This is a genomic window from Mesorhizobium sp. C268A (assembly GCF_040324475.1).
GTDB lineage: Bacteria > Pseudomonadota > Alphaproteobacteria > Rhizobiales > Rhizobiaceae > Mesorhizobium.
In genome coordinates, this window is the sequence record NZ_JAMYVX010000001.1 from 5,011,992 (window position 1) to 5,034,089 (window position 22,098).

Annotated in this window: 19 protein-coding genes and 1 pseudogene; 9 read left to right on the forward strand and 11 right to left on the reverse strand. The window is 64.4% G+C overall.

The window, feature by feature from the left end:
- Positions 1–290 precede the first annotated feature (290 nt).
- The 3 genes from NKL06_RS24460 to NKL06_RS24470 all read right to left on the reverse strand — a co-directional run bounded on the left by NKL06_RS24460 (position 291) and on the right by NKL06_RS24470 (position 2,563).
- Entirely contained in the window at positions 291–674 is a 384-nt protein-coding gene (locus NKL06_RS24460; RefSeq protein WP_023669991.1) for a c-type cytochrome, read from the reverse strand.
- Positions 675–758: 84 nt separating this feature from the next.
- Positions 759–1,937: a glycosyltransferase gene (locus tag NKL06_RS24465; protein ID WP_023691608.1), complete on the reverse strand. Its 1,179-nt coding sequence runs from the start codon at positions 1,935–1,937 to the stop codon at positions 759–761.
- A gap of 14 nt (positions 1,938–1,951) precedes the next feature.
- Positions 1,952–2,563: a thymidine kinase gene (locus tag NKL06_RS24470; protein ID WP_023691607.1), complete on the reverse strand. Its 612-nt coding sequence runs from the start codon at positions 2,561–2,563 to the stop codon at positions 1,952–1,954.
- Between the two features lie 237 nt (positions 2,564–2,800).
- Between NKL06_RS24470 and NKL06_RS24475 the strand changes: the two genes are divergently transcribed.
- From NKL06_RS24475 to choV, 3 genes are all read left to right on the forward strand, one after another.
- Positions 2,801–3,736, forward strand: coding sequence for a choline ABC transporter substrate-binding protein (locus NKL06_RS24475; RefSeq protein WP_023686157.1), 936 nt, complete (start codon positions 2,801–2,803; stop codon positions 3,734–3,736).
- A gap of 136 nt (positions 3,737–3,872) precedes the next feature.
- Positions 3,873–4,727 (forward strand): choline ABC transporter permease subunit, encoded by an 855-nt coding sequence (gene choW / locus NKL06_RS24480; protein ID WP_023669995.1) that lies wholly within the window; start codon positions 3,873–3,875, stop codon positions 4,725–4,727.
- Positions 4,724–5,905 carry a choline ABC transporter ATP-binding protein gene (gene choV / locus NKL06_RS24485; RefSeq protein WP_023691606.1) on the forward strand — a complete coding sequence of 394 codons (1,182 nt, stop codon included), beginning with the start codon at positions 4,724–4,726 and terminating at the stop codon, positions 5,903–5,905. Before choW ends, choV begins: the two co-directional genes overlap by 4 nt.
- 97 nt (positions 5,906–6,002) lie before the next feature.
- Here the strand turns inward: choV and NKL06_RS24490 are convergent, their stop codons facing one another.
- Positions 6,003–8,018, reverse strand: a complete 2,016-nt coding sequence (locus NKL06_RS24490) for a transcriptional regulator (protein ID WP_031210353.1) — start codon at positions 8,016–8,018, stop codon at positions 6,003–6,005.
- Between the two features lie 215 nt (positions 8,019–8,233).
- Here NKL06_RS24490 and NKL06_RS24495 point away from each other — a divergent pair, with 215 nt between their 5' ends.
- Both NKL06_RS24495 and NKL06_RS24500 read left to right on the forward strand, forming a co-directional pair.
- Positions 8,234–9,319, forward strand: a complete 1,086-nt coding sequence (locus NKL06_RS24495) for a PLP-dependent cysteine synthase family protein (protein ID WP_023691604.1) — start codon at positions 8,234–8,236, stop codon at positions 9,317–9,319.
- Positions 9,320–9,338: 19 nt separating this feature from the next.
- The gene (locus NKL06_RS24500) at positions 9,339–10,814 is read left to right on the forward strand and encodes a pyridoxal phosphate-dependent decarboxylase family protein (protein WP_023691603.1); all 1,476 of its coding nucleotides are present in this window, start codon (positions 9,339–9,341) and stop codon (positions 10,812–10,814) included.
- Positions 10,815–10,832: 18 nt separating this feature from the next.
- Here the strand turns inward: NKL06_RS24500 and NKL06_RS24505 are convergent, their stop codons facing one another.
- The 3 genes from NKL06_RS24505 to NKL06_RS24515 form a co-directional block, all read right to left on the reverse strand.
- Positions 10,833–11,237: a YciI family protein gene (locus NKL06_RS24505; RefSeq protein WP_023691602.1), complete on the reverse strand. Its 405-nt coding sequence runs from the start codon at positions 11,235–11,237 to the stop codon at positions 10,833–10,835.
- A gap of 93 nt (positions 11,238–11,330) precedes the next feature.
- Entirely contained in the window at positions 11,331–12,740 is a 1,410-nt protein-coding gene (locus NKL06_RS24510) for an ATP-binding protein (protein ID WP_023683676.1), read from the reverse strand.
- Entirely contained in the window at positions 12,737–13,453 is a 717-nt protein-coding gene (locus tag NKL06_RS24515; protein WP_023670002.1) for a response regulator, read from the reverse strand. The genes NKL06_RS24510 and NKL06_RS24515 overlap by 4 nt, the downstream gene beginning before the upstream one ends.
- Before the next feature lie 258 nt (positions 13,454–13,711).
- Here NKL06_RS24515 and NKL06_RS24520 point away from each other — a divergent pair, with 258 nt between their 5' ends.
- The 4 genes and pseudogenes from NKL06_RS24520 to clpS all read left to right on the forward strand — a co-directional run.
- The gene (locus NKL06_RS24520; protein WP_023683677.1) at positions 13,712–14,014 is read left to right on the forward strand and encodes a hypothetical protein; all 303 of its coding nucleotides are present in this window, start codon (positions 13,712–13,714) and stop codon (positions 14,012–14,014) included.
- A gap of 39 nt (positions 14,015–14,053) precedes the next feature.
- Positions 14,054–14,284, forward strand: a complete 231-nt coding sequence (locus NKL06_RS24525) for a hypothetical protein (protein ID WP_023670004.1) — start codon at positions 14,054–14,056, stop codon at positions 14,282–14,284.
- Positions 14,285–14,439: 155 nt separating this feature from the next.
- On the forward strand, positions 14,440–14,787 hold the full coding sequence (locus tag NKL06_RS24530; protein WP_023670005.1) for a hypothetical protein: 348 nt from the start codon (positions 14,440–14,442) through the stop codon (positions 14,785–14,787).
- Between the two features lie 156 nt (positions 14,788–14,943).
- Positions 14,944–15,225 (forward strand): annotated as a pseudogene (gene clpS / locus NKL06_RS24535) (ATP-dependent Clp protease adapter ClpS); the annotation flags it as partial.
- Positions 15,226–15,267: 42 nt separating this feature from the next.
- On the opposite strand, the gene NKL06_RS24540 reads toward clpS, so the two are convergent.
- Genes NKL06_RS24540 through NKL06_RS24555 form a run of 4 tightly spaced genes read right to left on the reverse strand, consistent with a single transcriptional unit; the run spans position 15,268 to position 22,097 of the window.
- Positions 15,268–17,352 (reverse strand): membrane protein, encoded by a 2,085-nt coding sequence (locus tag NKL06_RS24540; protein WP_023691601.1) that lies wholly within the window; start codon positions 17,350–17,352, stop codon positions 15,268–15,270.
- Between the two features lie 4 nt (positions 17,353–17,356).
- Positions 17,357–20,182: a DUF4159 domain-containing protein gene (locus NKL06_RS24545; RefSeq protein WP_023691600.1), complete on the reverse strand. Its 2,826-nt coding sequence runs from the start codon at positions 20,180–20,182 to the stop codon at positions 17,357–17,359.
- A complete protein-coding gene (locus NKL06_RS24550) occupies positions 20,179–21,093 on the reverse strand; it encodes a DUF58 domain-containing protein (RefSeq protein ID WP_023683683.1) in 915 nt (304 codons plus the stop codon). The genes NKL06_RS24545 and NKL06_RS24550 overlap by 4 nt, the downstream gene beginning before the upstream one ends.
- On the reverse strand, positions 21,093–22,097 hold the full coding sequence (locus NKL06_RS24555) for an AAA family ATPase (RefSeq protein WP_023670009.1): 1,005 nt from the start codon (positions 22,095–22,097) through the stop codon (positions 21,093–21,095). Before NKL06_RS24555 ends, NKL06_RS24550 begins: the two co-directional genes overlap by 1 nt.
- Between the last annotated feature and the right edge of the window lies 1 nt (position 22,098).

Consider the following 22,098-nt stretch of genomic DNA (forward strand, 5'->3'; position numbering starts at 1 on the left):
GGCTGCGAACAGCGGCGAATATATGTGGGGTATCAGGGGATTGAAAGACGCAAGACAAGACCCGCCCCGAAAACAAAAAAATGCCTGGTCGTCTTGAAAGGCAATGAAGGCGGGGTCATGGCGTGATTAACCAGCCGGCCAAGTTTGTTCAATTGTCATTGAACTTTGACGGCTGCGAAGAAGTCGATCTCGGACAGTGTGGGTGTGCTGAATTCGACAGAGGGCTCAATGAGTTGCAAGTGCGAGACTGCTGGCGGAAGCCGTCGCCATCACGCTACGCATCGCGCCGTTCAAGGCTTCGGATCGGCCTTCAGATAGGCGATGACGTTGGCGATGTCCTCGTCGCTGCTCAGGCCGGAGAAGCCCATCCTGTTGCCGGGTACTTTCAGCTTGGGAGCGCCGAGATAGGCTTTGAGGTTGGCTTCGTCCCAAACGAGGCCGGCCGCGCCGGCGTCCTTCATGGCCTGCGAATAGTTGAAGTTCTGGGCGGTGCCGGCGGTGCGGCCGACGATACCGAGGAGATGCGGGCCGACCTTGTCGCGGTCGCTTGCCGCCTCGTGACAGGCCATGCAGCGGTAGAACACTTTCTTGCCAAGTGCTGCATCGCCGTCGGCCAGCGCGGCGAGGATACCGGCCAAATAAATGACAAGGCCTGATGAAATGGCTCGAAGCATGGCGGTTCCCGGCTGGCTCTGGCTGAGGGCAAAATAGGCTGCAGGCCTTAACAAACGCCGTATGCCGGTGGATAGCAGCCGGGCTCAATCCGTGCGCGGGATCGCCGCGACCGCCTGCTTGACCTGCTTTTCAATCGCCGCCGACGAATGATTGTCGCGCACGAAAGCGCGGCCGATCTCCGCCATCTCGGCGGCCGCTTGCGGGCGTGTCGCGAGATCGATGATTTTCAATGCCAACTTGCCGGCATCGTCGCTGGACAGGAAATGCCTGCCCGCCTGCAGGCCAAGCCCTTCGACGGCCTTTTCGGTGGCGGCGACGACAAGGCCCGCCGCCATCGCCTCCAGCACCTTGATGCGGGTTCCGCCGCCGAAGCGCAGCGGGATCGGCGCATAGCCGGCACGCCCAAGCAATTCCGGCAGATGCGGTGGGTTCTCGATCAACCGCAGACCATGCCTGGTGCATAGACCGCGCACGACATCGCGCGGGTTTCTGCCGGCGACGGTGATCGACCAGGGCCGGCCGGAGGCGGCGAGGCGCGGCGCCATCGCGCGGCCGATCTGCTTGACGGCGTCGATGTTTGGGAAATAGCCGAGATGCCCGATGAAGCACAGGCTGAGCTCACTGAAGCGCTCGGCAGCAATCGGCAGGGAAAGCACGCTCTCGTCTGGAATGGGGTTGGCGACGAACCTGACGTCGTTGACGGGGCCGAGAGCGGACAGAAGCGCTTCGTCCGCCCGCGAACAAACCCAGACCTGGTCGGCCAGGGCAGCCGCACACCTGTCGGCTTCGCGCGCCTCTGCCTTCCTTCGCCTGTTTTGGCGCCAGTCTCGAATTTGCTGCCACAGCGTCAGGCCGGCGATCCGGTCGGACACCGTCCGGGAATCAATGTTGTGCTGGTCAAGGACGGTGCGCGCGCGATGCTTCGGCGCCAGCGTCAGCAGCTGCGAAAGCACGATCTCCTCGATCACCACGAGATCGGGCGCGAATTCCCTCCAGATGGCGTCGGCTTCGGCCAGCTCGTCGTCCGGCATCATATGCACGGTCGGGTGCGGGCTGCGCCTGCCCCAGGGCGCCCTGCCGCGCGCTGCCTCGATGATCCGGTGACGGATGTTCGGCGGTGTGGAGGGTGCCGGGGCGCCAGTCAGGCTTACCGTCAGGACCTCGCCCATCGATGCCAGGGCGCGTGCATTGGCGGCGTTCCGGATCTCTCCGCCGGAGACCGGCGGAAACGGGCAATCAACTGTGAACTGCAGAATTTTCATGTTGTCCCGGCCGTTCAGCCTCTGGTGAAGCCAATGAAATCGTCGGGCGCGGCGCGGCCCATTTCCTCTTCCCAGTGGCGGCGGCAGAGCGAGATATAGACGTCCTTGCCGATCGCCACCTGTTCGCCTTGTCTGGCCACCTTGCCGTCAGCGCCGAGACGCACGACCATCGTCGCCTTGCGGCCGCAGCGGCAGATGGTGCGCACTTCGCGCAGATCGTCTGCGATGGCGAGAAGCGCTCGCGAACCGGAAAACAGGTTGCCCTGGAAATCGGTGCGCAGGCCGTAGCACATCACCGGGATGTTCAGCCGGTCGGCGATACGGGCGAGCTGCCAGACCTGCTCTTCCTCGAGAAATTGCGCCTCGCCGACAAAGATGCAATGCACCGTCGTATGTTCGTGATGCTCGGCGACGCGAGCGTAGAGATCGTCGCCGTCGCGGAACATCTCGGCCTCCGTCTCCAGGCCGATGCGCGACGAGATCAGCCCGGTGTCGCCCTTTCTGTAGTGGCCGGCGACGAACAGCATCGTCGTCATACCGCGTTCGCGATAATTGTAGGACGCCTGCAGCAGCATTGTCGTTTTGCCGGCATTCATCGTCGCATAGTGGAAGTAGAGCTTGGCCATGCCGTCCTTTTAAGCCGAGTTGGCGCGGCGCGGGGAGAGGGCACCGCTGCATTTGATGGGAAAAGCCGTCTGCAATCGAAAAAGCGGCGGGCGTGTCGCTGTTTGGCCAGTCCGCGCCGTTGATCGTGATTGTCTTAGCGCTTGAAACCACACCAGAATGGTGTTTGGCTGACGAAACAAGGCGGGCAGAGAAACCGTAACTACGCTTCGCCAAAGAATCACAATGGGAGACTGCCAATGTCGCGTATGAACACCTTCGTCGCCGGCCTCGGCCTGGCGACTTTTCTGTCCACGAGCGCTGCACTTGCCGGCGATCCGGAGAGCTGCAAGGCGGTGCGCCTTTCCGATGTCGGCTGGACCGACATCCAGGCAACCACCGGCGTCGCTTCGGTGCTGCTCACCGCGCTCGGCTACGAGCCGCAGACGATCCAGCTATCGGTACCGGTGACCATGGCGTCGCTGAAAAACAAGGATCTCGACGTCTTCCTCGGCAACTGGATGCCGTCGATGACCAACGACATCAAGGACTACACCGCCGATGGTTCGGTCGAGACGATCGGCACCAACCTGACCGGCGCCGGCTACGGCATCGTCGTACCGACCTATGTCGCGGAGGCCGGCGTCAAGTCGCTGACCGACATCGGCAAGTTCAAGGACAAGTTCAACGGCAAGATTTACGGCATCGAGGCGGGCAATGACGGCAACCGCATCATCCTCGACATGATCAAGAACCCGAAGGACAATCTCGAAGGCTTCGAGCTGGTCGAGTCCTCGGAAGCCGGCATGCTGACGCAGGCCGAGCAGTCGATCAAGAACAATGAGTGGATCGCGTTCCTCGGCTGGACGCCGCATCCGGTGATGGGCGCCATGAAGCTCACCTATCTCGACGGCATGGGCGACAGCGGCTTCGGCGCCGCCACCGTCTACACCAATGTGCGCAAGGGCTACACCACCGAATGCCCGAATGCCGGCAAGTTCATCGCCAACCTGAAGTTCAACCTGGACATGGAAGGCGAGATGATGGACGCGATCCTGAAGGGCGGCGACGCCAACACGGTCGCAGCCGACTGGCTGAAGAAGCACCCTGACGCGGTTGCGCCGTGGATTGCCGGCGTCACCACCTTCGATGGCGGCGATGCGGCAGCGGCGGTCAAGACCGCGCTCGGAAGCTGAGCCGACTAATTCGGCAAAGCCGAACCAGGAAGGGCAGCCAATCTAGAAAAGGCTGCCCTTTTTCATATCCTGTGAGAAGATGACCTAACGACAGCGGAGGCCGGAAGCAGGCGGTCTCTCGCATGAGAGGGGCGATATGGATCCGATTTCGAAATTCATGGTTGATCACAAGATACCGATCGGCGCCTGGGGAAAGGCGTTCTTCGGTTTCCTCACCGACAATTTCGACACCGTGTTCAGAGCCTTCTCGAATGGCCTCAATTTCCTGCTCGACGGGCTGGTTGGCATCCTTTTGATGGTGCCGCCGGTGCTGCTGGCGCTGATCATCGCCATCATCGCCTGGCTGCTGCAGCGCTCGCGCCCGCTGGCCATAGGCGTCTTTCTCGGCCTGATCTTCATCATCAACCAGAACCTCTGGAAGCAGACGGTGCAGACGCTGGTGCTGGTCGTGGCCGCCGCCGCCATGGCGATGGCCATCGGCGTGCCGCTCGGCATCTGGGCCGCGCACAAGCCGAAGGTCTACCGCATCATGCTGCCGGTGCTCGACCTGATGCAGACGCTGCCGACCTTCGTCTACCTGATCCCGGTCCTGACCCTGTTCGGTCTCGGCAACGCGCCCGGCCTCATCGTCACCATCATCTTCGTCATCCCGACCGCGGTCCGGCTCACCCATCTCGGCGTCGTCTCGGTGCCGAAGTCGATCATCGAGGCCGGCGAGGCGTTTGGCGCCACCAAGCAGCAGCTGCTGTGGAAGGTCGAATTGCCCTCAGCGCTGCCGACCATCATGGCCGGGCTGACGCAATCGATCATGCTGTCGCTGTCGATGGTGGTGTTTGCAGCACTCATCGGCGCCGGCGGCCTGGGCACTGAAATCAACCGCGCGCTCGGCTCGCGCCGCATCGATCTCGGGCTCGAGGCGGGCCTGGCGATTGTCGTACTCGCCATCGTGCTCGACCGGATGACGCGTATCGGCGTTGGAGGCAAGAAATGACCGTCGCCGTTGACTTCAAGAATGTCGATATCGTCTTCGGGTCCGACCAGGCCGGTTCGCTGGCGCTGATCGACGGCGGCGCCACGCGCGCCGAAATCCTCGAAAAGACCGGCAATGTGCTGGGTTGCGCCGGCGCCAGCCTGACCGTGCATGAGGGCGAAATCTCGGTGCTGATGGGCCTGTCCGGCTCGGGCAAGTCGACGCTGCTGCGGGCGGTCAACCGGCTCAACGTGGTGTCGCGCGGCCAGGTGCTGGTCAAGGACGGCGACAATATCGTCGATGTCGTGACCTGCGATCAGGCGGCGCTGCGGCGGCTGCGGCAGAAGCAGGTGGCGATGGTGTTCCAGCAGTTCGGCCTGCTGCCTTGGCGTACGGTGGAGGAGAATGTCGGCCTCGGCCTCGAACTCGCCGGCGTGCCGGAGCAAGAGCGCAAGGAGCGCGTGCAACGCCAGCTGAAACTGGTCAATCTCGACCAGTGGTCGAAGAAATACGCGCATGAGCTGTCCGGCGGCATGCAGCAGCGCGTCGGCCTGGCCCGTGCCTTCGCCACCGAGGCGCCGATCCTGCTGATGGACGAGCCGTTCTCGGCGCTCGATCCGCTGATCCGCACCAAGCTGCAGGACGAATTGCTGCAGCTGCAGGCGGAGCTGAAGAAGACCATCATCTTCGTCAGCCATGATCTGGAAGAGGCGCTGAAGATCGGCACCCACATCACCATCATGGAGGGCGGTCGCATCGTGCAGACCGGGGCGCCGGAAGACATCGTGCTCAAGCCCGCCAATGACTATGTCCGCGACTTCATCGCCAATGTGAATCCGTTGTCGGTGCTGACCGCCTGGAACGTCATGCGCGACAGCCGCGACCTCGAGCACGGCGATAATGGCTGGGTGTGGCTCGACCGGCGCAAGACGACGCGTTTCAAGATCGACGAGCACGGGCTGGTGGCGGCGGCGGAACGCGACGGCAAACCGGCGGTATGGGTGTCGTGCGCCGATGTCGAGGCGCAGCCGGAGGAGACGGCGCAAGTGTTCTGGGCCAACCCCGGGACCTCGCTGAAGACGGTGATGCTGGCCATGCACCGCTCGCAGACGGCACCCGTGGCGCTGTTCGACGACCAGTCGCGCTTTGTCGGCGCGATCGGGATACGCGATGTGCTGAGCGCGGTGTTGCGGCGCTAGATCATGATGAGATTTGGTTGAAATCTCATCATGATCTAACCCTTTGTTGGAGCATGATCTTTTCCAAAAACCGGTACCCACTTTTTGGGATCATGCTCTAAGCCAGCCCGATGCGCGTGGCGCCGAGCTTGAACAGGGCTGTGGCATCCCGGTCGAAGCGGAAGGTGTCGATGAAGTCGTCGGCTCGGTAATCCGGAAGCGTCTTGCGGATGGCGGCGGCGAAGTTTTTCGCCTCGTCCAGCCGCCCAGCCAACGCCAGGCAGTGGGCGGCGATCGACAGGATGATGACATGTGCGTTGGGGCGGGCGGCCGCCTTCAGCGACCATTCGGCCGCCTCGTCGAACTGGCCGAGGCGGACATGCGCCATGGCGCGTGCGCCCAGCATGCCGAACAGCATCGGGTCGAACGGCGACAGATGGCGCGAATGATCCGACGATCCGATCGCCGCGTGCGGGTCGCCCGACTGCGAATGCACGAAGGACAGCGCATAGTGGCCAAGCGCGAAGTTCGGGCTGAGGTCGACGGCTCTTTGCAGTTCTAGCACGGACGCATCACCCTCGCCGCGCAGCCACAGCGCCCGGCCCATCGCCCAGTGCGCGGCGGGATTATGGTCGTCGACCAAAACGCTCTGGCCGGCCGCCTCAAAGGCAAGCGCGCTGTCCTGGTCGCGGTCGCCCCAGCGCTGGAAGGCGCTCTGCCAATGGGTGAAGGACAGGCCGGCATAGGCGCGGGTAAAGGTCGGATCCTGCTGCAGTGCGATGCCGAAGAAATGCCTGGCCTGCTCGTTTTCGCTGCGGGTGAAGCGATACATATGCCAGAGTCCTCGATGGTAGGCCTCCCAGGCATTGAGCGAATTGGGCGCCTTCAGCATGGCGCGGTTGCGCTCGACCATCTCTATCTCGGATGAGATGAAGGCCACGATGCTGTTGCCGATATCGTCGAGGACAATGAAGATGTCCTCGGGCTTGCGCTCGAAGGTCTCGGCCCAGACGATCCTGGCCGTGCGCACCTCGACAAGCTCGACGGTGACGATCAGGCGGCCGGTCAGGCTGCGCACCGTGCCGGTGGCGACATAGTCGACATCCAGCCTGCGGCCGGCATCTTCCGGCGCGATGTTCTTTTCTGCCAGCGCAAAGACCGAGCCCCGGGCGATTACAAAGAAGTCCCTGAGCTTGGCGAGGCGGGTAATGATGTCGTGGGTCAAGCCGTCGGCCAGCCCACCACAAACGCCGCCGGCATCTTCGGCAAATGGCATCACGGCAAGCGAAGCTTTGTGGGGCGCCGCGGCTTCGGTGGGGGCACGCGCGATCGGGCTGTGGCCCGCCACCGGCGCTACCGCAGGCTGTGCCGGCAAAGTCGCGCAGTGACGTTCCGCGCGAATGGCAAGCCACGCCTGGCGCACAGGGCCGAAATCCAGCTCTTCCGATTGGAAGAGCGATGCCGCAGCGGCAAGATGGTCTTCGCAGGCGCCGAACTGGCCGCGCCGCGCCAGCCTCACCAGGAGTGCGACATGGGCGCTGCTGTCGAACGGGGTCAATTCCAGCCATTTTTCGAGATGGGCGGAGACGTCTTCGGAATCGGCCGGCAGCGTCTTGACCAGATGTTCCAGTATAGCAGCTTGGCAGGAACCGAAACGGCGGCGCTGCGCGGTCAGCCAGCTGTTGAAGAGAGGGCTGCGGTCGATCTCCAGCCCTTCGAGGAAGTCGCCGACGAACAGGTCGGAGAGCAACTGCAGTCGCGTCGGCTCGAGCGTTTCGATGCCTGCGGCAGTTGCCGCGCCAACATCCAGCACGTCGACCGAGATACCGTCGAGATCAAGCACGATCGTATCATGCACGGTTACGATCCGGCCGCGGCCCGGTTCGTCGAGCGCGGCCCGCAGCTTGCTCAGGCACCAGCGAAGCTCACCCCTGGGATCATTTGGAACGTCCCACAGCAACTCGCAGAGCTTGCCACGTCCGACCGGATGGGGCGCCAGCGCCAGATAGGCCAGCAGCGCGCGCAGCTTGCGCGATGCCGGCAAGGCCACCGGAGCGGCGTCGCGCACAATCGCCAGCGGGCCGAAAAGCCGCAGAGACAGGCCTTTCCGGCTGCTTGCCTGGCTCGATTCCACGCCTGTTTCCACGCCTTTTCCCACGCTTGCCCACCGGACCTTGTTTTATCACCGAACGCGACAAAGTGCACACCCGGCTCGCAGATTGTGTGCCGAATGTGGTGCTTTCCACATTGTGGCACTTCAAAGACCTGTAGTGCGGCAAGGTGTCGAAACCTCGTCGCCCAAACCGCCGGTGTGTAACCGGCCCGTGAGCAAGAACCAGGAGTTTACCCATGTTGCATCAGCAGAAAATCAGAACCACGGCAGGCCGCGGCCGCCTTTTCGACAGCATTCTCGATACGGTCGGCGACACGCCGGTCATCCGCGTCAACAATCTCGGCCCGGCGCATGCGACCATCTACGTCAAGGCCGAGTTCTTCAATCCGGCTGCGTCGGTGAAGGACCGGCTGGCGCTCAACATCATCGAGGAAGGTGAACGCACCGGCGCGCTCAAGCCGGGACAGACCATCGTCGAGGCGACCAGCGGCAACACGGGCATCGGTCTTGCCATGGTCTGTGCGCAGAAGGGCTACAAGCTGGTGGTGACGATGGCCGACAGTTTCTCGGTCGAGCGCCGCAAGCTGATGCGGATGCTGGGCGCCAAGGTGGTGCTGACGCCGCGCGCCGAGAAAGGCTTCGGCATGTACAAGAAGGCGGTGGAACTGGCCGAAGCCAATGGCTGGTTCCTGGCCCGCCAGTTCGAGACCAAGGCCAACGCCGACATCCATGAAGCAACCACGGGACGCGAGATCGTCAACGATTTCGCCGGCTCGCGGCTCGACTATTTCGTCACCGGCTACGGCACCGGCGGCACCGTCGCCGGCGTGGCGCGGGTGCTGCGCCGCGAGCGGCCTGAGACCCGGATCGTGCTCACCGAACCGGCCAACGCGCAGCTTGTCGGCAGCGGCAAGCCGCAGATGCGTGGCGCCGGCGGAGCGCCGGCCGCCAGCCATCCGTCCTTCGAACCGCACCCGATCCAGGGCTGGACGCCGGATTTCATCCCGCACGTCCTGCAGGAGGCCATCGATGGCAACTTCTATGACGAGGTGATGCCGATCGCCGGGCCGGAGGGCATGAAATGGGCCAAGGCGCTGGCGCAGCAGGAAGGCATCTTCACCGGCATTTCCGGCGGTTCGGCTTTTGCCGTGGCGCGCCAGATCGCCGGCACGGCACCGGCCGGATCGGTGATCCTGTGCATGCTTCCCGATACCGGTGAACGCTACATGACCACGCCTTTGTTCGACGGCATCGAGGCCGAGATGAATGCGGAAGAGCTTGCTCTCTCGCGCTCGACGCCCGGTTGCCAGTTCCCGGCATGATGACGCGGGAGCAAATTGCATGGACGCGATGCCTGGACACTCGGCTACCAGTGCCGAGGAAACGCTTGACCCCTCGGACTGGGCCGATGTGCAAAGCCTGTCGCATCGGATCGTTGACGATGCCGTCGCTTACCTGCGCGATGTCAGGCAACGGCCGGTGTGGCAGGAAATGCCTGGAGATGTGAGGGATTTCTTCACCGCCTCGCTGCCGCAATCGCCGACCCCGCTTGCCGACATCTATGGCGATGTCGTGGACAAGGTGATGCCCTATCCGATGGGCAACATCCATCCGCGCTTCTGGTCCTGGTATATGGGGTCGAGCAATTTTACCGGCGCGATCGGCGATTTCCTGGCGGCAATCCAGGGCTCCAATCTCGGCGGCGGCAACCATGCCGCCGCCCTGATGGACGGCCAGGTGGTCGACTGGTGCAAGCAGATGATGGGCATGCCGGCTTCGGCCAGCGGTACGCTGGTCAGCGGCGGCTCGATGGCCAACATCATCGGGCTCACCGTGGCGCGCAACACCAAGGCCGGCATCGACGTGCGCGAGCACGGCGTTGGAGCAATCGAAAAGCCTTTGCGTTTCTATGGCTCGGACCAGGTCCATTCCTGTCACCGCAAGGGGATGGAAGCGCTCGGTCTCGGCAACAAGGCGCTGCGCCGCATTGCCAGCGACGCCGGCCTGCGCATCGACATTGAAGGTTTGAGGACTGCGATATCGGAAGATCGCGCGGCCGGGTTCAAGCCGGCCTGCATCATCGGCAACGCCGGCACTGTCAACACCGGCGCCATCGACGATCTGCAGGCGCTGGCCAAGCTGGCGCATGAGGAGGATCTCTGGTTCCATGTCGACGGCTGCATCGGCGCGCTGATCGCGATCGCGCCTGAGAATGCACATCGCGTCGCCGGCATCGAATGGGCCGATTCCATCGCGCTCGATCCGCACAAATGGCTGCATGCGCCGTTCGAGGCAGGCTGCGCGTTGGTCAGGGATGCCTCGGCGCATCGCAAGACCTTCGCGGTGACGCCGGAATATCTGGAATCGACACCGCGCGGGTTGGCCTCCGGCCAATGGCTGCACGACTATGGCCTGCAGACGACACGTGGCTTCAAGGCACTCAAAGTGTGGATGGCGTTGCGAGAACACGGCGTCGAAAAATTCGGCCGCCTGATCGACCAGAACATTGCGCAGGGGCAGTATCTCTCAGGGCTGATCGCGGCCGAACCAGCGCTCGAACTGACGGCGCCGACCAGCATCAACATCGTCTGCTTCCGCTATCGCGCGGATGGTCTCGATGGCGAGCGCGCGAAAGCGCTCAACACCGAGATCATGCTGAGGCTGCAGGAAGACGGAACCGCCGCCATTTCCGATACCACGGTGCAAGGCCGGCATTGCCTCAGGGTGGCGATCAACAACCACCGGACCCGGCGCGAGGATCTCGACCTTCTCGCCGCCGAAACGGTCCGCCTGGTCAACGAGATCGCTTCTGCCTGACCGGCCATGGGGTAGTTCTCAGCCGCTGGCGGCCTCCTTTAAATCGCCCTCCGTAGCGGGAAACGTCACGCCGGGAAGGTAAAATGTGATCGGCCGGATTTCGTAGACTGCCGAGGGATTCACGCGGCGCAAGTCGCGCGCAGCCGCAATCGCCGCCTCCTGCGTGGCGCAGTCGAGGACATAAAGACCCAGCAATTGTTCCTTGGTCTCGGCAAACGGCCCGTCGATGACGATGCCTTCGCCCGGACCGCGCAGCGTCACGGCGTCGGCGGTCGCGCCCAGTCTTGCCGCCGGCCCGAGCTTGCCTTCGCGGGTCAGCCTGGCGTTGACTTCGAGCAGGTCGTGCATCAGCGCCGCATCCTGCTGCGGCGTCAGGGACTGGATGGTCTGTTCGACGTGATAGGCCAGGATGGCGTAAAACATGCGGCGATCTCCTCCTGTTCGAGCGGCTGCACTATTGCAAGGTTGGGTTGGCTGATCCACCCCCGGTGCCCATCGAGACGCTAGTCTGCTGCCTCATGCCGCCAGCGGCAGGCTGAGCTCCGTCAGCAGGCCGCCGCGGGGACGGTTGGACAGGTTGACATCGCCGCCGGCGGCACGCGCAATGTTGCGGGCAATGGTCAGGCCGAGGCCGAGACCGCCGGTCTGGCGGTTGCGCGATTGCTCCAGCCGCACGAAGGAACCGAACACCTGGTCGAGCTGCGCCTGCGGTATGCCCGGCCCCTCGTCGCGGATGACCAGCGTGACCGTGCCGTCCGACTGCCGCAGGCTGACATGGGCTTTCTTGCCGTAGGTCACGGCATTCTGGACCAGATTGTTGACGCAGCGCTTCAGCGCCACCGGTCGCGCGATGCAGATCATGCCACGCGGCCTGGCGCCGTCATGGTCGAACGTGACGTCCTCGAAACTGTCGGCGATCGATTCCACCAGCGACCAGAAATCGATCCGCTCGCTCTTCTCCTCGGTGACTTCGAAGGTGGCGAAGTCGATGACGGAGCTGGCGATGCTCTCGATGTCGGCGAGGTCGTGGGCCAGCGCCTCGCGGGCCGTCGATCTGCGCAACAGTTCGAGGCGCAGCCGCATGCGGGTCAGCGGCGTGCGCAGATCGTGGGCGAGCGCGGCGGCCAGATGTTCGCGGTCCTCGACATAGTCGCGCAGCCGGACCTGCATGGCGTTGACGGCTTTGGCCGCGGCGCGGATTTCGCGGCTGCCGGTCTCGGCGATCGGCGGGCTCTTCAGGTCCGTGCCGATCCGGTTGACCGCCGTTTCCATCATCCGATAGGGCGCTGTCAGCCGGCGCAGCGACCAGATCGACATGATCACCACCAAGGCCGCGATCAGCGAATAGAGCGGCAGGCTGTCGAAGCTCAATATCGGTCCGACCGGCGTGTTGGGCTCGGTGAAATTCAGCCATTGGCCGTCGGCGAAGCGGACAGATGCCGTCAGCTTGTCGCTCTGGGCGAAGCTCGCCGCCAGCGATAGCAGGTCACGCTCCACCGCGCCGACATCCTTGGTCACGGCCACACCGCCAGGCGCGTTGGCTGCCTGGGTTGCCGGATCGCGCCGGACGCGGGCGTCGGTGATGCCGAATTTCGACAGCCGCCCGACCAGGATGTCCTCGAGTTCGGCCAGTTCGTCGTCGCCGGCGATCGACGAGGTGACCGCGGGCGTGTCCGAAACGGTGAGCGCATAGGTGGCGTTGAACAGACCGGAGGCCGTCAGCTTGCGCTGCTCCGGCGTGTCGTCATGCATCAGCTGCACCAGCGAATAGGCGCGGTCGTTCAGCCGGTAGAGATCGACCTCGTCATTGGCGACGGCGCGATCGCGCGAGACGATATAGAGCGTAGCGACCTGGCTGATCAGCAGGCCGGCAATGACGATGAGCAAAACCCAGACCGGCAGGGTTTGCGGCAGGAAACGTCTCATTCGGAGGTGGTCTCGGGCAGAAACTGGTAGCCTCCGCTGCGCACGGTCAGGATCAGTTTCGGCGTCTTGGGGTCGTCTTCCATCTTGCGCCTGAGGCGGCTGACCAGGATGTCGATGCTGCGATCGAAGGAATAGTCGCTGTCGCCGCCGGAAAGCTCGATGAGCTGGTCACGGGTGAGCACTCGCTGCGCGCTTTTAACGAAGGTCTGCAACAGGTTGAACTCCGCCATCGTCAGCTCGACCCTGACGTCGCCCGGCGCCATCAGCCGGCGGCGCGAGCAGTCCATCGTCCAGCCGGCGAAATGATAGATCTGCTTGGTGGTGGCGCGCTTCGGCTCGGCAGCACCATTGCGCCTCAAAACGGCGCGGATACGGGCCAGCAGCTCGCGCGGATCGAAGGGTTTGGGCACATAGTCGTCGGCGCCCATCTCCAGGCCGACGACGCGGTCGGTGGTCTCGGTCACCGCCGTCAGCATGATGATCGGCGTCGAGTAGCTGGCGCGCAGGTCGCGGCAGAGCTCCAGCCCGCTCTTTCCCGGCAGCATCACATCAAGCACGATCAGGTCTACCTGCGTGCGGCGCAGTATGTCTTCCATCTCGACGCCGTCGGCGGCAACCGTAGTGCGCAGGCCCCGCTTCTGGAAGAATTCCTGAAGCAGGTCGCGAATGCCCTTGTCGTCGTCGACGATCAGTATGTGCGCATCGGATTTCACGGCGATCCTGTCATTGCTGGCGGCCGGTCGGCGGCTGCCTTCTGAGTCTGCTTCTGTGGCGTCACCCACACGATAGAATTCTGGCCACATGTTGGCCAGCGGCGATGATCGCCCGCAAAGCCGATTTGCCAGAAACAATCCAGAAACAAAATTCTATAGTCCGGAAAAACTCCCGAAAAAAATCAAGGGCATAAAAGGTGCCGTGGCGGTCAGGACATCGGCTGCGACGCGAAGTCTCCGGAGTAACGGACATCACCAATGCACAGGTTCACGATCAGCTTGATGGGTGCGCTGCTCAGCATTCCGCTCGTCACAGCCGCGGTCGGAGCCACAACCGCAAAGGTGACGCCGATCACAAGGAGCGAGCGCTGCATCGATCTCAATCGCCAGGTAGACGAAGCCCTTGAAACCCATGCCGCGGCAACGCAGGTCACCGCGGCGAAAGCACTGCAAAGAAAGGGAAACCGGTTCTGCGCCAACAAGAAACAGGCACAGGGTATCCGGATGCTCGCGAACGCTTTGAAGCTGCTTGGAGTGACACCGATCGACCCGGTTCAGTGACACTCGAAACTCGACCCGCACAAAGAAGGAAATGAAGCCATGAAAAAGTCCATCCTCTCCGCCACCGGTCTCGCCGTCGCTCTCGCTTTCGCAATGCCGGCTCTGGGCAATGCCGCTGCCACCACGACCGCTGCTCCGGCTGCTTCCACGACCACCGCTCCGGCGACCACGACCGCCAAGCCCCCGGTGAAGAAGGTCGTCGCCAAGAAGCCCGTCAAGAAGCACAAGAAGGCGAAGAAGGTCGTCAAGACGGACGCCCCGAAGGCCTGATCCAGACAGCCAACAGGCTTGTCTGTAACAAGGCCGCTCCAGCACCCCCCCGGCTGGAGCGGCCTTGTCGTGTGAGTGCATGATTACCTGTTGATGGGTGCCGGCCACCCAGGACTTTAACCCGTTTGCAATGCCGGTCCGGTAGGATAGCCCGCATGAAGAAGCGGCTTTCATCCATTCTGCGCTCGATGGCCATCGGCGGCCTTGTGGCCTCGGCAATGGTCAGGGTGCTGATCCAGTTCACCGCCAGCCCGGTGCCCGATCCGGTGAGCGGGCGCACGGAGCCGTCGCTGTTTGCACCGGCAATCTCCAGCAGCTGGCAATACATCACACCATGGCAAAGCCTGCTGCTTACCGTGATCACCGGCGCGGCGCTGGCCTGCTTCTTCGGCTGGCTCGCGGTCGCCTGGGTCGAATACAAGGCGGCCGGATCAAGGCCGGATGCGGCATCCAGCGCACGGCAATTCCAGGCTCGTCGCGTCGCCGATCGCCAGAGCCGTTGAACCGCAGCGTACAGTTCCTAAATTTGTGAACGGCAGCACTTCCGGGAAGCCGGTTTGGCGCGCCGATCAAAATGGACGACGGCTTTCCCCCATGACAAAGTGAGAGCGACCCCTCGCGCGATACCGGTTCCCGATGCCTGAAATCAGTTCCAAACCCGCACCAAGACCAAGCCGCGGACCGAGCGGCCGAAGCTCTACAAGGTCATCCTCATCAATGACGATTTTACGCCGCGCGAATTCGTGGTGACGGTGCTGAAGGGCGAGTTCAAGCTCAGCGAAGACCAGGCTAACCGGGTGATGATCACCGCGCACCGGCTCGGCGTTTGCGTCGTTGCCGTCTTCACCAGGGATGTCGCCGAGACCAAGGCGACACGGGCCGTCGACGCGGCCAAGGCCAAGGGGTACCCGCTGCTGTTTACGACGGAGCCGGAGGAGTAGGTTGAGCGTCTTTCTCCCCGTATAGTGACGGAGAAGGGATCCTTACCTTCCCTCTCTGTACCACATCGCGCCCATGGCCAGCAGCAGCAGGCAAAGGCCGAGGAAGCCGCCGAACAGGGGTACGCGCGAGACGGCTTTGAGCACGCTGTCGTCGGTGCTGCGCAGGCCGATCCAGTCTGCGCCCGAGGCCGCACCGGAGGCGCGGACCGGGACGATGGAGGGCAGGGCGACGCTGCCGGTGAGCTGGCCAAGGGTGGAGGAGGCCGCCAGCCGGCGCACGCTGCCGCCCGTGGCCTCAGTCGGAGCCTTCAAGCGGTCCTCGGTAGAGACGACGTCGGAGAATTCCGGCGCGTTGACCGGGCCGACATGGGCGAGTGCGGTCAGGTCACCATTGCCGATCTGGTAGAGGCCGATCTCCTTGGTCTCGATGCTGCCCAGGAAAACGCCGGGTTCGGACTTCTCCAGCTTGACGATCAGCGCCTTGCCCGAAGGGGTGATCACCTGCGCCGGGCCGGGATCGTCGCTCATCGTCTGGCGGCGGATTTCCAGCATCATGCCGCGGCCGTCGGCGGTCAGCCGCTCTTCCTCGAGTTCAGGTTCCTTCATCAGCCAGTGGGCGATGCGGCGGTAAAGCTGGACATGCGGCCCGCCACCCTCGAAGCCGCGCGCCCATAGCCAGCCCTGATCGGACAGAAGCATGCCGACGCGGCCTTCGCCCTTATGATCGAGCAGAAGCAGCGGGCGGTTGTCGGCGCCCTTCATCACCACTTCGCCTTCGGGGTTCTGCACGCCGATGGTGCGGAACCAGCGGCTCCAGCGCGGCGGCTCGGTCGCCGAGCCGTCGAGGCCGCGCGTCACCGGATGGCGCTGGCCGAGATCGGTGAGGCGCGGATAGAAGGCCTTGTCGATGACTTCGCCGGTCGGCATTGCCGGCAGCGACGACATTAGCGGGGTGCGGGCAATCGAGGAGTCGCCGGCATATTCCGGCCCGGCGGCGATCAGCAGCGCGCCGCCCTTTTCGACGTATTCGGAGATGTAGTCGTAATAGAGGATCGGCAGCACGTCGCGGTGCTGGTAGCGGTCGAATATGATGAGATCGAAATCCTTGATCTTCTCGACGAACAACTCGCGGGTCGGGAAGGCGATCAGCGACAGTTCGTTGATCGGCGTGCCGTCCTGCTTTTCCGGCGGCCGCAGAATGGTGAAATGGACGAGATCGACCGAGGCGTCGGATTTCAGCAGATTGCGCCAGGTGCGCTCGCCGGCATGCGGTTCGCCGGAAACCAAAAGCACGCGCAAGTTCTCGCGGATGCCGTCGATCAGCGCGATGGCGCGGTTGTTGGCGTCGGTCAGTTCGCCCGGCTCGCGGTCAATGGAGAGTTCGACGATGTTGCGGCCGGCGCCGGGGATGGTCACCTGCAGCGGCATCGCCTGGCCGATGGTCGCCTCTTCGACCGCGACCTGCTCGCCATTGACCGAGACGCGGACATCGACCGGGCCGGTTTCGCCGTCGGTGGCGATGACGCGGTAGGTCATGTCGAGCGGCTTGCCGACGAGGCCGAAGCGCGGCGCGTTCTCGAAGCGGATGCGGCGGTCCTTCTCGTGCTCGTTGCCGGTGATCAGCGCGTGCAGCGGCGCATTGAAGTCGGGGGCGGCCGGGGCGTCATGCACCTCGCCATCGGTGATCATGATGGCGCCACCGATGCGCGAGGGCGGCACGTCGCGGAAGGCGCCTTCAAGCGCTGCAAAAAGCTTGGTCTCGGTGAGCTCGTCGGCAGCTTCCGACTTGCCGGCCTCGACGACGCGGACGTCGAACTGCTTGAAGCGGCCAAGGCGCTGCTGCAAACCGGCAAGCGCTTCGTCGGTCTGTTTGGTCCGGTCGCCGATATCCTGGCTCTGGCTGCGGTCGACGATGACGGCAACGACGCTCTTCAGCGCCTCGCGCTCCTCATCGAGGAAGACCGGATTGAGGAGTGCTGCGCCCAGCGCAATCAGCGCCGCGAAGCGGAAGATCGCGCCGCGCTGGCGAAACCACAAGCCGACAGCCGCCAGCACCAGCAGCGGTGCGAGCACCAAAGCCAGCAAGGGCCAGGACAGCAGCGGTTCGAAGGAAACCGACCAGTTCATAGGCTTACTGCCCCAGCCGTTCGAGCAGGATCGGCACGTGCACCTGGTCGGATTTGTAGTTGCCGGTCAGCATGTACATCATGATGTTGACGCCGGCGCGCAGCGCATAGATGCGCTGCATCGGATCCGATGGCACGGTCGGCAAAAGCGGGTCACCATTCTCGTCGACGGCCCAGGCGCCGGCAAAATCATTGGCGGTGATCAGGATCGGCGAGACGCCGTCGCCGACGCGTACCGGCCGATTCTCGGCATTGCTGGCCTCGAGCGAGGCTTCCACCCAGAGCGGGCTGCCGGAGAAGCGGCCGGGAAATTCGGGCAGGATGAAGAAGGATTTGGTCAGCACATGGTCGGCGGGCACCGGCTCCAGCGGCGGCACGTTGAGATTGCCGAGAATGTCGCGCAACCGTTCCGTCGCCGGGCTCGCCGAATCCGCACCGATGCCGTTGGCGAACTGGTCGCGCGTGTCGAACAGCACCGTGCCGCCCTGCTGCATATAGGCGTCGATGCGGGCGATCGCGGCTTGGCTCGGCATCGGCGCGGAGGGGTCGATCGGCCAGTAGATCAGCGGATAGAAGGAAAGCTCGTCCTTCGAGATATCGACGCCCGCCGGCGCGCCCGGCTCGAGCGCGGTCTTCTCGATCAGGAAGCGGGTCAGGCCTTCGAGCCCTGCGCGGCTGATCGAATCGTCACCGGGCACACCGGTCAGCACATAGGCGATGCGGGTCTTGGCAATGTCCTCGATAGCGGCGGCATCGCCGGGCTTGGCGTCGTCGGCGCGGGCGAGGTCGGCATGGCCAAACAGCATGCCAAGGCCAAGCAGCAGCGCAGTTGTCGTTGCCGCGGCCGATCGGGCGCGGCGCGGCCGGCGCGAGATCAGCCCGCCCATCCAGAACACCGCCAGCGTGTCGAGCAGCATAAGCACAAGTGCCGCTGTGACCAGCGATCCCTTGAGGTCGCGCGATTCATCGAAAGCGTACTGGATATTGGTCACCGGCACTGTGAATTGCGGGCGCACCAGCGGCGCGAAGGCGGTGGCCGGGTCGAGCAGATTGTGGGCGAAAACGCCGGTTTCCGAGCCATAGAGGCCGGGCGGGTTCTCGAACGTCACCGGCAGCGAGCCGGCGCCGGGGACCAGCGGTCGCGCGTCCGGCGTCGGCGGCACCAAAGTGCCGTCGGCGGCTATCATGCGATAAGGCGCCAGCGACGTAGCAGCGGCTTCAGCGTTGGCAACCGCCGCACCCTGGTTGCGCGACAGTTGCACAATGCGCCGCAGCATCTCGACGAAGCTGCCGGAGATCGGCAGCGTCGACCATGTCGCTTCCGGGGTGATGTGGAACAGAACCAGCGTGCCCTTGCCCTTCTTCAACCCGGTCACCAGCGGGGTGCCATCGGCAAGAGTTGCCCAGGTGCGTTCGACGATGTCCGGCGTCGGTTCGGCCAACACCTGCCGGCTCACCGTGACCTCGGCCGGCGGTGCGAGGTCGGCGAACGGGCCGTTCTTCGGGAATTCGGTCACCGCTTGCGGCGTCGTCCATGACAGCGCGCCGCCAAGCGAGCGCTCGCCGGTGCGCAGCCTGACCGGCAGAAGGTCGTCGTCATTGCCGGCGGCGGCCAGCCGCGAACCGGCGAAGCGCACCAGCGTGCCGCCATTGTCGACCCAGTCGACCAGCCGCTGATGGACCTGCGGCGGAATGGTGCCGATGTCGGCCATGACGATCATCGCCGGCTTCTGGTCGAGAAGCTGCGGGATGGCGTCGGCGAGATCGACGCTCGACGGTTCGACCAGATCGGCGAAAGGCTGCAACGCCCGCCTGATGTAATAGAGCGGCGACAGAAGCGGCTGCGCCTGGTCGGCCTCGGCCTGCGATAAAAGTCCGACGCGGCGGCGCTTGGAGCTTTCGTCGAGCACGCGCACCGCACCTGCCTGGCGTTCGCCGTCGAGCGCGATCGAGGCGAAGTCGTTGCGCAGTTCGAACGGCACCCCCATCGTGCCGGTGGCGGTGGTCTCACCCGGCGCGAAGGTCAGCGTCGCGTCGGCGATGCGGCGGCCCTTATCGTCGAAGGCGCCGGCTGTGACTTGGGCCGGCGCCGGATCGCCGGGCGCGCGGATGGCGGTCAGGGCGAAGCCGTCGACCTGATTTTCGGCGCCAGTGAGCCCAGTCAGCGCCAGCCGGTCGGAATTGGCCCAGACGACGCGGGCGGCGTTTTTCGACAGCAGTGTGTTGAAGGCGGCCTCGTCGCCCTTTGCCGCAAGGCCGTCGGTGAGAACGGCAACGCTGGCGCCGGGCAAGGTTCCCAGCACGCCGGCGACGCGGGCATAGACAGCGGGTCGGTCGGTCGGGATCGGCCTCGGCTTGGCGGCGCGCAGCCGGTCGAGGGCAGCCGCCGCATCGAAGGGGCCGATCTCGGCGTTCGGCTTTTCGGCGGTGAAGGCGATGACGACCGGTACGCCGTTCGAACCGGCATCGGCGATCAGCCGCTGGGCGGTGGCGACGCGCTTGCCCCAGTCGGCGGCACTCGCCCAGTCATTGTCGATGACGAGCGCCAGGGCGGCGCCCTCGGCCGGCAATTTTTCGCGCGGATTGAAAACGGGTTCGGCTAATGCCGCGACAACAAGGGCTGCCATCAACAGCCGCAGCAGCGTCAGCCACCACGGGCTCTGCTGCGGCGTTTCCTCGCGCTTCAGCACGCGAGCGAGGATCTTCAGCGGCGGAAACATTTCGGACTGCGGCTTGGGCGGTGTGAGCCTGAGCAGCCACCAGATCACCGGCAGCGCGAGCAGGCCCCACAACACCATGGGAGCGCCAAAGGAGAGCGGCAGCCAGCTCATGCGCCGGCCCTTCCCACGAATGCGCCATCGGCGGTCATCGCCATGTGGATGCGCACCAGCGCCTCGGAAGCGAGGCGATCAGTGTGGTTGACGGTGTAGCTCCAGCCGAGGCGCTTGCACCAGCTGGCCATCTCCTGGCGGCGGGCGGTGTAGAGCAGGCGGTATTCGTCGCCGAGCATTTCGGCGCGGCCGGCGGTCAACTTGTCGCCGGTCTCGGGATCGGTGAATTCGGTGCGGCCGGCATAAGGAAAGGTCTCCTCCGCCGGATCGGCAACCTCGATCAGATGCGCACGCACGCCATGCCGCGCCAGCACATCGAGCCATTCCATGGTCTCCTCGACCGGGTCGAGGAAATCGCTCACGACGACGATGTCGCAGAAGCGGCGGATGGCGGACAGGTCAGGCTTTGCTGGCAGGTCCGCGGCGTGCATCAATTGCGCTGCGATGCGCTCGGCGCCGTTGCGGGCGGTGAACGGATCTGTCAGGCCGGGCCATGCGATGCGCTCGCCGCTGCGAGATAGCAATTCGGCCATGGCCAGTGCCAGCACCAGCGCGCGCGATTCCTTGGAAACGCTGGCGCCAGTCGATTTGTAGAGCATGGAGGGCGAGGGGTCGGCCCAAAGCCACACCGTGTGGGCTGCTTCCCATTCGCGGTCGCGCACATAGGTGTGGTCGTCCCGGGCCGAACGGCGCCAGTCGATGCGCGAGGAATCGCCTTCGACATAGGGGCGGAACTGCCAGAAATTCTCGCCGATGCCGCGCTTGCGGCGGCCATGCCAGCCGGCAATTACCGTATTGACGATACGGCGCGCCTCGACCAGCAGGTCCGGCACCAGCGAAGCCCGCAACCGGCCCCTGGCGAGCGCGTCGCGCGTCGCTGCCGGTGCCTGGACTTCGCCGATACGCGCCATCAGATTCCTTTGGCCAGTTTCGCCACCACGTCGCGCACGGTCGTGCCCTCGGCGCGCGCGGCAAAGGTCAGCGCCATGCGGTGCTGCAGCACTGGTTCGGCCAGCGCGCGGATATCGTCGACCGACGGCGCCAGCCGCCCGTCATAAAGCGCGCGCGCACGGGCGCACAGCGTCAGCGCCTGGCTGGCGCGCGGGCCGGGACCCCAGGCGACATGCTTGTCGGTCTCGGCATTGCCCTGGCCGGGACGCGCCGAACGCACCAGTTTGAGGATGGCGTCGACGACGCTTTCGGGCACCGGCATACGGCGGATCAGCGTCTGGATTTCCCTCAGCCGCGCCGGCTGCAGCACGTTTTGCGCCTTGGCGTCCTCGATGCCGGTGGTCTCCAGCAGAATGCGCCGCTCGGCCTCGATTTCGGGATAAAGGATGTCGACCTGCATCAGGAAGCGGTCGAGCTGCGCTTCGGGCAGGGGATAGGTGCCTTCCTGCTCCAGCGGGTTTTGCGTCGCCAGTACATGGAAGGGCGCGGGCAGGTCGTGGCGAATGCCGGCGATGGTGACGTGATATTCCTGCATCGCCTGCAGCAGCGCCGACTGGGTGCGCGGCGAGGCGCGGTTGATCTCGTCGGCCATCAGCAATTGCGCGAAGATCGGGCCGGAGATGAAGCGGAAGGAGCGCTTGCCGGCCTCGTCCTGTTCCATCACCTCTGAGCCGAGAATGTCCGACGGCATCAGGTCGGGTGTGAACTGGATGCGGCGCGAATCGAGGCCGAGCACGACACCGAGCGTTTCGACCAGCTTGGTCTTGGCAAGGCCGGGCACGCCGACCAGCAGCGCATGGCCGCCGGCAAGCAGCGCCACCAGCGTGCGCTCGACCACCACTTCCTGGCCGAAAATGACACGGCCGACGCCGTCGCGTACCCTGGAAATATCGGCCAGCGCCGTCTCGGCCTGGGCGATCATGTCCTTTTCGCTGATTGGGCTTTCCTTGACCATTACGCTCATG